This is a genomic window from Pseudovibrio flavus, assembly GCF_009711345.1.
Classification (GTDB): Bacteria; Pseudomonadota; Alphaproteobacteria; order Rhizobiales; family Stappiaceae; genus Pseudovibrio; species Pseudovibrio flavus.
Window position 1 is genome coordinate 106,317 of sequence record NZ_SMMA01000065.1, and the last position, 11,435, is coordinate 117,751.

An 11,435-nucleotide genomic window follows, 5' to 3' on the forward strand; every position below is an offset into this window, starting at 1 on the left:
AACGAAATGTGCAAAGTGCGAAATTAGGTCACTAGGGCTAGAAGTTCACCCCTTTAAAAATACAATGGTGGTGGGCACACTGTCCAAAATTTGCCCCTAAAAGGTGCAGGTACAATAACGATAAACTTGATCCTGAAGGACAGAAGAATGAAATACTCCCGTCGTGCATTCGTTAAACTTTCGGGAGCTGCGTTGATCGCTGGTGCTCTTACTCTGGCGCTTCCATTCAAGGACGCAGCTTATGCAGCTTCGCAAGACGAGCTGATGGAAAAAACACAGCTCAGCGATATGGTTCTAGGTGATGAGAATGCGCCGATCACTATGATCGAGTATTCGTCTTTGACCTGCAGCCACTGCGCTTACTACAAAACGAACATCTACCCAAAGATCAAAGAGAACTACATCGACACCGGTAAAGTTCGCTACATCTACCGTGAACTCCCGCTCGATATGGTGGCGGCAGCAGCATCCATGATTGGCCGCAGCCTGCCGGAAGACCGTTACGACGCGTATCTGGGTGTTATGGCTGAGAAGCAGAAAGACTGGGCATTCACTGACAACCCTTATCAGTCGCTGCTAAAAATGGCGCAGCAGATGGGCATGACAGAAGCACAGTTTAAAGAAGCTGTCAGCAATCAGGAGCTTCTCAACGGCTTGAATGAAAAGCGCGAAAAGGCAATGGAATTCGGTGTGAATTCTACACCAACTTTCTTCGTGAACGGAGAAATGGTCAAAGGCGCGCTGCCCTATGAAGAATTCGAAGCGATCTTCGAGAAAGACCTGAAGTAATTTTGACAGGGCTTTGAGCTGGTTAAGCCACTCAAAGCCCTTATTGCATCACGAGTGCGTGAGTCAGGTGTGAGGGGACAACCAAAGAAGCGCTAGACAGGTGGGGTTGCAATCTGCTTTTGTGTAACTAGTTGGTATCACTAATGATGATGATACTCATTCGGTTTTACGAGGCAGGACGATAGTTGTGACCATTACCCGCAGAACGTTTCTTGAGCATAGTAGCGCCCTGAGCATTGGCGCAGTTTCCCTTTCTGCCGTTGGCTTTTCTTCAACGGGCGCTTTAGCGGCGACCGAAGAACAGCTGATGTTTGCTGGCCCGCTTGGTGAAAAAGAGCTGGGCTCCAAAGACGCCCCGGTCACAGTTATCGAGTACGCGTCCATGACTTGCGGACACTGTGCCACCTTCCACAACACGACTTACAAGCCATTTCTTGAAAAGTACGTGGATACCGGCAAAGTCCATTTCATTTTCCGTGAATTCCCGTTTGACCCTGTTGCTGCGGCAGCGTTTATGTTGGCTCGCTGCGCACCTGAAGAAAAATATTTTGATATCATTACCTTCATGTTCGAGCAGCAGCGCCAGTGGGCCTTCAGCGACAACCCGCGCGGTGCGATTTTCAATCTAGGCAAGCAGATCGGTTTCACGCAGAAAGAAATCGAGGAATGCTTGACGAATCAAGAAATTCTCGACGGAGTAACGACCGTACGTAACCATGCGGCAAATGTTTTGGGCGTAGACGCTACGCCGACATTCTTTATTAATGGCGAAAAGGTGAGCGGAGCGCTCTCGATTGACGAAATTAGCAAGTACGTGGACAAGCACCTGTAACAGGCTGTGGGCGGCTAAAAGCGCTGCCTGCTTTGCTACGTCTATTGCTCTTGCAAGCGTCTTTGCGGAGGGCGGGAAATGAAGTTCTCCCGCCTTCGCGTTCTCGGGTTCAAATCCTTCGTTGAACCCATGGAACTGGTCATTCAAGACGGTTTGACCGGTGTGGTCGGTCCTAACGGCTGCGGTAAATCCAATCTCGTAGAAGCGCTGCGCTGGGTTATGGGAGAGAACTCCTATAAGAACATGCGCGCCTCCGGTATGGATGATGTCATCTTCTCCGGCAGTTTGAATAGGCCAGCGCGTAACAGCGCAGAAGTTACTCTCTTTCTCGATAATACTGACCGCACAGCACCAGCAGCCTTTAATGACTCTGATATGCTGGAGGTTACGCGCCGCATTGAGCGCGAGTCCGGTTCTACCTACCGCATTAATGGGCGGGAAGTGCGTGCCCGCGACGTGCAGCTGCTGTTTGCTGATGCTTCGACTGGTGCCCGCTCTCCGGCAATGGTCCGTCAGGGCCAGATTGGCGAGATGATCTCGGCAAAGCCAACCGCACGCCGGAAAATTCTTGAAGAAGCGGCAGGTATTTCCGGTCTTCATTCCCGCAGAAACGAAGCCGAAAGCCGATTACGTGCTGCAGAAACCAACCTAGACCGTCTTGAAGATGTACTGGTGCAGATAGAGGGGCAGCTTGAGGGCCTGAAGCGTCAGGCACGTCAGGCCGTGCGCTATCGCAATCTTTCATCAGAAATTCGCAAAGCCGACGCGGCCATCTCTTATCTGCGCTGGCAAGAAGCGACACAGGCGCTTGAAGTCGCTCGCAAGCAGTATGTCGAGGCAGAGGTGGGACTGCGCGATATCAGCGTTACGCAAGCCCAGACTGCCCGAGAGCAGGCGATAGCTGCGCATGAGGTGCCAAAGCTTCGTGAAGCTGCTGCCGCAAAAGGTGCTGCTGTCCAGCGTTTGACCATTGCGAAGAACGATCTTGATGGTGAAGAGCGCCGCATCAAAGAGCGTCTTACAGATATCGCTCGCCGTCTTGAGCAGATTAATGAAACGCTCAGCCGTGAAGAAGAGCTACTGGAAGAAAACGCTTCCGTTCTGGCAAAGCTGGAAGAAGAGGCTGAAGGCCTAACTGAAGAAGCCGAGTTGGAAGAAGAACGTGCTCTGACAGCGCAAGAGACCGTCTGGCAGGCGCGTGGAGCTCTTCAGGAAATCGAAGTAGAGCATACAAGGAAGACACAGGAGCAGGCTGGCCTTATTGCCAAGCGACAGCAGCTCGATATGAATATGAGCAGCTCTCGCGCCAAGGTGCAGCGTTTTCAGAGCTTGTCTCAAGAACTTTCAGAGCAACTGAAGATCGTAAGTGAAGAAATCGCAATGGCGAGCGGTCCGCGCGAAACGCGAGAAGCTCTTGAGATGGCTCGCGAGGCACTTGCAGAGGCAGAAGAGGAGGCGGAAGCCGCCGCAAGCGAGGTTGTTGGCGCTCGTGATGCAGTGGAAACTGCAAAGGAACCGCTTGCGAACCAGCGGGCAAAGCTGAGCGAAGCCGAAACAGAGGCGCGCACGCTCTCGCAGATCCTTTCTGCTGGACAGTCGGATCAATGGACCGCCATTGTCGATGAAATCGAGGTGGATGCAGGGCTTGAGCAGGCTTTAGGCGCTGCTCTGGGCCAAGACCTCGATGTGCCACTGGAAAGCGATGCTCCGTCCCATTGGTCTGGTGCCAAGATACTGCCGGGTGATCCTTCTCTACCAAAAGGTGCCGAGCCTTTCAGTACGTTCGTTCGTGCGCCGAAAGCGCTTGGGCGTCGCCTTAGCCAAATTGGCTTGGTAACGGCAGAGCTGGGGCAACAGCTCTCACAGGAGCTGAAAACCGGTCAGGCGCTCGTAAGTAAAGAAGGTGCATTCTGGCGCTGGGACGGCCTCGTTGTCGCACCGGACGCTCCAACGCCTTCTGCAATCAAACTTTCTCAAAAGAACCGCTTGGCTGAGCTGGAGATCTTAAGAGAAGAGCTGGAGGAGCAACTTGAGGTTCTCTCTGAGCTGGTCGAGGACGCGCAAACCAAACTTGCTGTCGCAAGCGAGCGTGAACACGCAGCGCGTCAGAGTTTGCGTGTACAGCAAAGCAACGTTATGGCCGCGAATGAAGCCTTTGCTGCTGCCGAACGTGCGCTCACCCAGCTCTCCATGAAGCGCAGCAGTTTGGAAGAGCAGCAGCGCCGCGCCGAGCAGGACACAGAAGAAGCGCAGATGCTCGTTGAAGAGCTTATGCTTCAGCTTGAGGAGCTGCCGGAGACAGAAGAGTTGGAAGAGGCTCTGGCGGAGCTCGCAGCTTCCGTCGCAGCAAAACGCTCGGATTTGTCTCAGGCGCAACTCGCTGCCGATAGCATCGAGCGGGATCGGCAAAGCCGAAAACTACGCCTCGGGGCGATTGTTCAAGAAAAGCAGCGCTGGATCGAGCGTGGGGCAAAGGCCAAAGAACAACTCGAAACCCTGAAGGCACGCGAAACAGAAGCTCTTGAAGAGCGTGAAATGCTGCTTGAAGCACCTGAGGAGCTTGAGGGGCGACGGCTTATACTTTCTCGTGAACTAGATAAGGCGGAGCAGGAACTCAAAGCTGCTAACGACGCTCTTGTTGAGGGTGAGGCGAGACAGACTGAGGCTGATCGCAAGGCCAAAGAGGCACTGGAAGGCCTCTCCGGTATCAGAGAGCGAAAAGTCCGCGCTGAAGAGCGTCTTGAAGCTGCGAAAAGTCATCGCCGCGAGATTGAACGCTGGGTCGATGAGACCTTGGAAATTCAGGTCACGGAGCTCTTCTCTGTTGCTGAGCTCAAAGAAGGTGCGCCTCTGCCAGATCAGGCTGCTACAGAGCGCAAACTGGAGCGCCTCAAAGCCGAGCGTGAGCGTTTGGGTGGGGTCAATCTGCGGGCAGAGCAAGAGGTGAGGGAAGTTGAGGAGCACTTCTCTACCCTTATTACTGAGCGAGATGACCTGATTGAGGCGATTAAGCGCCTACGCGGTGGCATCGGCAATCTCAACAAAGAGGCACGTGAGCGACTTTTGACCTCATTCGAGATCGTCAATGATCACTTCCAGCGTTTGTTCACCCATCTGTTTGGTGGGGGTACGGCTGAGCTCAAATTGGTGGACTCTGAAGATCCTCTGGAAGCGGGTCTGGAGATCTTCGCGCGGCCTCCAGGGAAGAAGCCTCAGACAATGACGTTGCTATCGGGTGGCGAACAAGCCCTAACAGCAATGGCACTTATCTTCGCGGTGTTCCTGACGAATCCTGCGCCTATATGCGTACTCGATGAGGTCGATGCACCACTCGATGACGCTAATGTAGAGAGGTATTGTTCCCTACTTGAGGACATGTCAGCCAACACAGAAACGCGTTTTGCCGTAATTACCCACAATCCAATTACGATGGCGCGCATGAACCGATTGTTCGGCGTAACCATGGCAGAACGGGGAGTTTCTCAGCTTGTTTCTGTGGATTTGGAGACCGCAGAAGGCTTCCGAGAGGCCTCCTGAGTCTTTTTTGATCAGGCAAACCGCCGCACTTTGGGTGGTATTCCTTGTTAATAAAAGGCGAAAACTCAATAAAAACAACGATCTATACGAGATATGGTCGATCTTGACAGCTTTTATACTGCCTACTATGGTGCCCCCGTCTTTCAGGGGCAACGCTGACGAGATCAAAGCTGCTTGACACTTAAAGGTAAAATAGACACATGCCTGAAGAAGAAAAGCGCGAGAACCAGTTGGCTGATGACTCTGATAGTCACCTGTCTGAGCGATTGAAGAAGCTGGGACAGACGCTTGAATCCAAGGAGGAAGGTTCACGCAAGGGACCGTCTAAGGATACGGGTGCTGTTGCCGGGTTGTCTCAGGCTTGGAAGATGTCTTCCGAGTTTATTGCCGGTGTCTTGGTGGGGGCCGGTATGGGATGGCTAGCTGATACTTGGCTCGGAACCAAGCCATGGGGAATTGTTATATTCCTTCTGCTTGGGTTTGCTGCGGGGATTTTAAACATGCTGCGCTCACTTGGCCGTATGGCTGAACCAGAGCGCCGTTTAAATCAGCGCAAAGAGCAGGATAAATAATTCATCGCGCTCTTTGGGCGCACGTCTTTTAAGGCACTCTAGGGGATTTAGCCGGTGGCTGGAAATTCAAGCAACGCGATCGATCCGATCCACCAGTTCCAGATCAATAAGATCTTTGATTTGAATATCGCTGGTGTGGATTTCTCCTTTACCAACGCCTCTCTTTTCATGGTTGCCACAGTCGCTGTCGCGACTTTGTTCTTGGTCATGTCCACTTCTGGACGCGGCCTCGTACCAAGCCGCATGCAGCTATTGGCGGAAATGTCTTACGAGTTTGTAGCCAGCACGCTGCGTGGCTCGGCAGGCAACGACGGAATGCGATTCTTTCCGTTGGTCTTTTCCCTGTTCATGTTTGTTTTTGTGGCAAACCTGATCGGGATGGTTCCGTACTTCTTTACGGTAACCAGCCAGATCATCGTCACCTTTGCACTGTCTTTGGTGGTTATTGGTACGGTAACAATTTACGGGTTCTTCAAGCATGGCACTGGCTTCCTGAAGCTTTTCGTACCAAGCGGCGTTCCTGCCTACGTGGTTCCATTGGTTACCACTATTGAAATCATCTCGTTCCTCTCTCGTCCTGTCAGCCTGTCTGTTCGTCTTTTCGCAAACATGCTGGCCGGTCACATCACCCTGAAGGTTTTCGCAGGCTTTGTTGTCATGCTTACCGGCCTCGGTGCTATCGGCATCGGCGCAGCTATCATGCCGCTCATCCTGACTATTGCGATTACAGCTCTCGAGTTTCTGGTCGCGTTCCTTCAGGCCTACGTCTTCACAGTTCTCACTTGTATGTACCTGGCAGATGCGCTCCATCCGAGCCACTAACAGGACTACAGCTATCCGGGTCGTCAAACACCCACACTTAGTTACACACGCAATTTGCTAGTTTTAGGAGCACGTGTCATGGAAGCAGAAGCAGCAAAATACATCGGCGCTGGTATTGCCTGTCTCGGTATGGGCGGCGCAGCTCTCGGTCTGGGTAACATCTTCGGTAACTTCCTCGCAGGCGCACTGCGTAACCCTTCCGCAGCTGACGGCCAGTTCGGTCGCCTCATCCTCGGCTTCGCGGTAACCGAAGCTCTCGGCATTTTCTCCCTTCTGGTCGCTCTTCTTCTCCTGTTCGCTGTATAAGCAGCAGCCTAGAAGATTAGACGCCTAAAGAGTCTAGCGGTGCATCTCAAACAGGATGCACCGTCTCTTTAACAAACGGCGTTTTTAGAGCGTTCACGGAGAAGACCATGTCCAATACCCAGGGCGAACAACTGAATACCGGAACATTGGTACCAGCTGACGGTCATGCGGCGGAAGGTAACTTCCCTCCATTCGACAGCACTACCTATCCATCTCAGCTGTTGTGGCTGGCAATTACTTTTGGCGTCTTCTACTGGGTGATGGCAAAGGTGGTTCTGCCACGGATTGGCGGCATCCTAGAAGATCGCCGTGATCGAATTGCCGGTGACATGGCAGAAGCCTCTCGTCTGAAAAAAGAAACAGACGACGCAATTGCCAGTTACGAACAAGCTCTAGCTGATGCGCGCAAAAAGGCCAATAACATGGCCAGTGAAGCACGCACCAAGCTGTCTGCAGAAACTGAAGCCGCTCGCGTAGCAGCTGAAGACAAGCTGGCAGCAAAGCTGAGTGAAGCAGAACAGAGTATTGCCAAGATCAAGGCAGACAGTCTGGCTCAGGTGGGCGACATTGCTGCAGATACGACTGGCGACCTTGTTAAGGTGCTGATCGGCGGTAAAGCCCCAACCAAAGCTTCGGTAACTAAAGCCGTAGCTGACGTGCTGAAGTAAGGAGAACCCCAGACATGATGAGTGATTCCTTTTGGGCACTTACTGGCCTGATCCTTTTCTTCGCGCTTCTGGCCTATCTCAAGGTTCCTGGTAAAGTTACCGGTGCTTTGGACCAGCAGGCGGACAACATCAAGCAGGAGCTTGAAGGTGCCCGTAAGCTGCGTGAAGAGGCTCAAGCACTTCTTGCTGAGTATCAGCGTAAGCGTACTGAAGCAGAAGCTGAAGCCGAGCAGATCGTTGAAGATGCAAAAGCTGAAGCTGCCCGCATGGCAGAAGAAGCAAATGTTGCTCTTCAGGACATGATTGTCCGCCGTACAAAAGCTGCAGAAGCAAAGATTGCACAGGCTGAAGTGAATGCTATCGCTGAAGTACGTGCAAAGGCTGCTGACGTTGCAGTTGCTGCCGCCGAGCGTATCGTAGCCGATGCCCTCGCTGACAGCGCGAAGCAGGACGAAGTCCTCAAGGCAAGTATCAAGCAGATTTCCACTCGCCTTAACTAAGCGCGAGACAACGGATTTCATTAAAAAAGGCTCCGAATTCGGAGCCTTTTTTTATTGGCCATTAAAGCCGTTATTTCTTCAAAGCATTGCTGCAATAGGCCGGAACGAACGGCGGTGGTGCTCGGTCACGCCCAGCTTTTTAAGCGCTTCTTGATGGTCTTTAGTGCCGTAGCCTTTGTGCTTGGCAAAGCCGTACCCTGGAACGGTTTCTTCAAGACGAACCATCATACGGTCCCGCATAACTTTCGCGACAATTGAAGCCGCTGAGATTGCCAGACAGCGACCATCACCCTTAATCAGCGCCTGCGCCTTTGGCAGCAGCGGGGCAGGAGCATCGCGGCCATCGACAAAGAACATCTGTGGCTCGACGGCAAGAGACTTGGCGCATTTGACCATGCCTTCAAGTGTTGCACGCAGGATGTTTAGACGGTCAATGGTTTCTGGCGACTGAACGCATACGCTCACATGGGCCGAGCGCAAAATATCATCAAACAACGCTTCACGTTTCGCTTCGCTTAGCTTCTTGGAGTCATTCAGCCCGTCTGGCAGAGCATCGTAGTCTAGCGACACCGCCGAGATAACGACAGGGCCTGCCCACGGACCGCGGCCAGCTTCATCAATGCCAGCGATAATGCCGCCAAGCTGCTTTTGCACATCGCGTTCGTGTGCCGCGTCTGGCGCGTCTGGAAATGGAATGTCGAAAAGGGAACCGAATGCATTTGTCATGGTTCTGCACTAGGACAAGCACTCCGACACTTCAAGCAAAACCGTCAGAACAAGGAGAGCTGCACACCGCCTTTGGAAGGACGTTGGAACTGCTCGCAGTCCAGCTTGCTGCTGCGCGCCTTCAAGCCTAGCCGTTTACAGGCGAGTTGGAAGCGTTTCGATAGCTGGTCAGCATAAGGGCCTTCGCCGCGCATTCGCTTGCCCCACTCTGCATCGTAGTCCTTGCCGGAGCGCATGGATCGAATGAGGGAGAGGACATGACGATAGCGGCCCGGAACCTCCCGAAGTAGCCAGTCTTTGAATAGCTCACTTACTTCCATAGGAAGGCGCAGCAGAATGTAGTTCGCCTCTTGCGCACCTGCCGCCTGCGCTTCTTCCAGAATTGCTTCAAGTTCATGGTCTGTTAGGCCCGGTACCACAGGAGCGACCATAACACTGGTTGGAATGCCAGCATCCGACAGCGCTTTAATTGCACCAAGACGGCGGGCAGGGGAGGAGGCACGCGGCTCCATACTGCGGGAGAGCTTGTGATCAAGCGAGGTTATAGACAACGCAACCTTCACTAGGTTCTTCTGTGCCATCTTTTCCAGAATGTCGATATCACGCTGAACGAGCGCGGACTTGGTTACAATGGTAACGGGATGGCTACAGCGCTCTAAGACCTCCAGAATTTCGCGCATGTTTTTATGTGTGCGCTCAATGGGCTGATAAGGGTCTGTGTTGGTGCCGATAGCGATCGGGCGAGCCTTATAGGATGGAGAGGAAAGTTCCCGCTCAAGAACTTCCCCGCAATTCTCTTTGGCAAAGAGGTTGGTTTCAAAATCAAGCCCTGCTGATAGCCCAACGTAAGTATGACTAGGCCGGGCAAAGCAGTATGTGCAACCGTGTTCGCAACCTCGGTACGGATTGATAGAGCGGTCAAAAGGGATATCCGGAGAGGTATTTCGGGTAATAACAGATCGCGCCTTTTCAACTTGCACACGCGTTTTCAAGGGTGCAACGTCTTCAAGTGTTTCCCAGCCATCGTCGAAAGGAACAGCTTCTTCCTTTTCAAAGCGCCCTTTAGGGTTGGTTGCGGAGCCTCTACCACGGTGAAGATTCGTTGGTAGCGCTGCGCCTGCACCTGCCTGTTGCTTGGAAATCTGTGGGGTTATACCCATTTTCCGCTCTCTTTTATTCCGAGAAAATAGAACATAAAGAGAACATGTCCGAATTCACATGGAAATTCAAGCCTTCACGTTTTAGTCGCTCGCAAACGTCGGGTAAAAGAAGTCATGCTTACTGTGATTATTCCCAGCCTCAATAGTGAGAGCACTCTTGTGCCAGTCTTTTCTGCCCTTGTGCCAGCTTCTGCTGAAGGCGTGGTGAAAGAGGTAATCGTTGTGGATGCGGGTTCCAACGACAAGACTGCTGAGATTGCAGATGCTTGCGGCGCTCTTTGGCTTGAGCATTCCGGCACCGTTGGAGAGCGAGTTTCGTTCGCGGTGAGCCATGCCACCCGGGGCGAGTGGTTGATGTTCCTGTCGCCAGCAGCTGTTTTGGATGCCTCATGGACAGGCGAATTTACCGCCTTCACTGATCGCTTGGCGCGGATAGGCCGGCTCAACAAAATGGCAGCGACCTTCAGCTATCGAAGTGAGGACTTCGGTTGGAAGCCAAGGCTGAGAGAAAGGTCTTTGTCACTGAGCACCCAGCTTTTTGCTAAGCCTTCGGATATGCAGGGCCTTTTGCTGTCAAAGGCGCTTTATGATGCTCATGGCGGGCACGATCATTCAGCCCGTAGCGGAGTTGTCTCTCTGAAGCGCCCTCTAAAGCGCAGCGAACTTAAACAACTCGCATCTTGCGCAACGGACTTCTCCGCCATCGCTTAGTATAAGTGACCTTGCGGAAATAAGTTTGCCCGCGGCGCCCTCCAGCTGTTAGCCTACCCGAGATTAATCCCGTGGGGAGGGGCTGCACGATGGATTTAATGGCGCAAGTCAATCATTACTGCGAGCGGACCAATGCTGCGTTCTGGTCTGAACCGCTGAATGCCATAACCAACCTTGCTTTTATCATCGCGGCCTTTGCGCTTTTCCTACTGTGGCGCAAGCAAGAAAGTAGAGACTGGGCGCCCCTGTTGCTCATGGCGATTATCGCAATTATCGGCATAGGCTCTTTTCTATTTCATACCTACGCAACCATTTGGGCGATGCTCTCGGACACCATCCCAATAACCATCTTTATGCTGGTGTATTTTTACTTCGCTTTCACCCGCTTCTTGCATGTCAAATGGTATTGGGGGCTGGTAGGGGTGCTGGTGTTTTTCGCGTTCCTTTCCAGCGGCCCAATGCTGTTCGGCGCATACGTGGGCTCATCTGCTGGCTATGTGCCCGCACTACTGGCGATATTCGCATTTGCATTAATAACCAGTTTTACGCAAAGGAATGTTTCACCAGCCTTTTTGCTGGCAGGCATTGTGTTCACCATTTCTCTATTTTTGCGCACAATGGACACGCAAATCTGTGCTTCACTCCCCATTGGTACACATTTCCTGTGGCATATGCTGAACGCGGTTGTACTATACGTACTTACTCGCGCTTTGATCCTGTACCATGTGCATGCGGAACGTAAATTGACTTCTTCTTCTGCGCAGCAAAGAGCGGGCTGATAAAGTCATATATGGGACTGGCAAGAGCTGACG

12 protein-coding genes are annotated in these 11,435 nt (G+C 52.6%); 10 read left to right on the plus strand and 2 right to left on the minus strand.

The features are described from left to right. The first annotated feature begins 147 nt into the window (after positions 1-147). From E1162_RS15640 to E1162_RS15675, 8 genes are all read left to right on the plus strand, one after another. Complete coding sequence (locus tag E1162_RS15640; RefSeq protein WP_155133008.1) at positions 148-789, plus strand: DsbA family protein; 642 nt, start codon at positions 148-150, stop codon at positions 787-789. A 187-nt stretch (positions 790-976) separates the two neighbouring features. Next, the gene (locus E1162_RS15645) at positions 977-1,621 is read left to right on the plus strand and encodes a DsbA family protein (protein ID WP_371311978.1); all 645 of its coding nucleotides are present in this window, start codon (positions 977-979) and stop codon (positions 1,619-1,621) included. Between the two features lie 78 nt (positions 1,622-1,699). Further along, positions 1,700-5,158 (plus strand): chromosome segregation protein SMC, encoded by a 3,459-nt coding sequence (smc, locus tag E1162_RS15650; RefSeq protein WP_155133012.1) that lies wholly within the window; start codon positions 1,700-1,702, stop codon positions 5,156-5,158. Positions 5,159-5,358: 200 nt separating this feature from the next. Beyond that, a complete protein-coding gene (locus E1162_RS15655; protein ID WP_155133015.1) occupies positions 5,359-5,730 on the plus strand; it encodes an AtpZ/AtpI family protein in 372 nt (123 codons plus the stop codon). Positions 5,731-5,784: 54 nt separating this feature from the next. Continuing rightward, positions 5,785-6,552 (plus strand): F0F1 ATP synthase subunit A, encoded by a 768-nt coding sequence (locus E1162_RS15660; protein ID WP_371311979.1) that lies wholly within the window; start codon positions 5,785-5,787, stop codon positions 6,550-6,552. A gap of 78 nt (positions 6,553-6,630) precedes the next feature. Then, positions 6,631-6,858 (plus strand): F0F1 ATP synthase subunit C, encoded by a 228-nt coding sequence (locus E1162_RS15665; RefSeq protein WP_008549639.1) that lies wholly within the window; start codon positions 6,631-6,633, stop codon positions 6,856-6,858. Between the two features lie 107 nt (positions 6,859-6,965). Further along, positions 6,966-7,526 (plus strand): F0F1 ATP synthase subunit B, encoded by a 561-nt coding sequence (locus E1162_RS15670; protein ID WP_155133018.1) that lies wholly within the window; start codon positions 6,966-6,968, stop codon positions 7,524-7,526. 14 nt (positions 7,527-7,540) lie between these two features. Next, positions 7,541-8,026, plus strand: coding sequence for a F0F1 ATP synthase subunit B family protein (locus E1162_RS15675; RefSeq protein ID WP_155133021.1), 486 nt, complete (start codon positions 7,541-7,543; stop codon positions 8,024-8,026). Between the two features lie 78 nt (positions 8,027-8,104). Here E1162_RS15675 and rnhB read toward each other — a convergent pair whose 3' ends face one another. After that, the gene (gene rnhB / locus E1162_RS15680) at positions 8,105-8,752 is read right to left on the minus strand and encodes a ribonuclease HII (protein WP_155133024.1); all 648 of its coding nucleotides are present in this window, start codon (positions 8,750-8,752) and stop codon (positions 8,105-8,107) included. A gap of 44 nt (positions 8,753-8,796) precedes the next feature. Then, positions 8,797-9,912, minus strand: a complete 1,116-nt coding sequence (locus tag E1162_RS15685; protein WP_155133027.1) for a PA0069 family radical SAM protein — start codon at positions 9,910-9,912, stop codon at positions 8,797-8,799. Between the two features lie 114 nt (positions 9,913-10,026). Between E1162_RS15685 and E1162_RS15690 the strand changes: the two genes are divergently transcribed. Together E1162_RS15690 and E1162_RS15695 are read left to right on the plus strand one after the other, a co-directional pair. Continuing rightward, positions 10,027-10,623: a glycosyltransferase gene (locus E1162_RS15690; RefSeq protein ID WP_155133030.1), complete on the plus strand. Its 597-nt coding sequence runs from the start codon at positions 10,027-10,029 to the stop codon at positions 10,621-10,623. A gap of 89 nt (positions 10,624-10,712) precedes the next feature. Next, on the plus strand, positions 10,713-11,402 hold the full coding sequence (locus E1162_RS15695; RefSeq protein ID WP_155133033.1) for a ceramidase domain-containing protein: 690 nt from the start codon (positions 10,713-10,715) through the stop codon (positions 11,400-11,402). Positions 11,403-11,435 lie beyond the last annotated feature (33 nt).

Bases quoted from the DNA above. Each gene is read 5' to 3' on its own strand.
- E1162_RS15640 (WP_155133008.1), top strand. From the start codon at position 148: ATGAAATACTCCCGTCGTGCATTCGTTAAACTTTCGGGAGCTGCGTTG.
- smc (WP_155133012.1), top strand. From the start codon at position 1,700: ATGAAGTTCTCCCGCCTTCGCGTTCTCGGGTTCAAATCCTTCGTTGAA.
- E1162_RS15655 (WP_155133015.1), top strand. From the start codon at position 5,359: ATGCCTGAAGAAGAAAAGCGCGAGAACCAGTTGGCTGATGACTCTGAT.
- E1162_RS15665 (WP_008549639.1), top strand. From the start codon at position 6,631: ATGGAAGCAGAAGCAGCAAAATACATCGGCGCTGGTATTGCCTGTCTC.
- E1162_RS15670 (WP_155133018.1), top strand. From the start codon at position 6,966: ATGTCCAATACCCAGGGCGAACAACTGAATACCGGAACATTGGTACCA.
- E1162_RS15675 (WP_155133021.1), top strand. From the start codon at position 7,541: ATGATGAGTGATTCCTTTTGGGCACTTACTGGCCTGATCCTTTTCTTC.
- rnhB (WP_155133024.1), bottom strand. From the start codon at position 8,752: ATGACAAATGCATTCGGTTCCCTTTTCGACATTCCATTTCCAGACGCG.
- E1162_RS15685 (WP_155133027.1), bottom strand. From the start codon at position 9,912: ATGGGTATAACCCCACAGATTTCCAAGCAACAGGCAGGTGCAGGCGCA.
- E1162_RS15690 (WP_155133030.1), top strand. From the start codon at position 10,027: ATGCTTACTGTGATTATTCCCAGCCTCAATAGTGAGAGCACTCTTGTG.
- E1162_RS15695 (WP_155133033.1), top strand. From the start codon at position 10,713: ATGGATTTAATGGCGCAAGTCAATCATTACTGCGAGCGGACCAATGCT.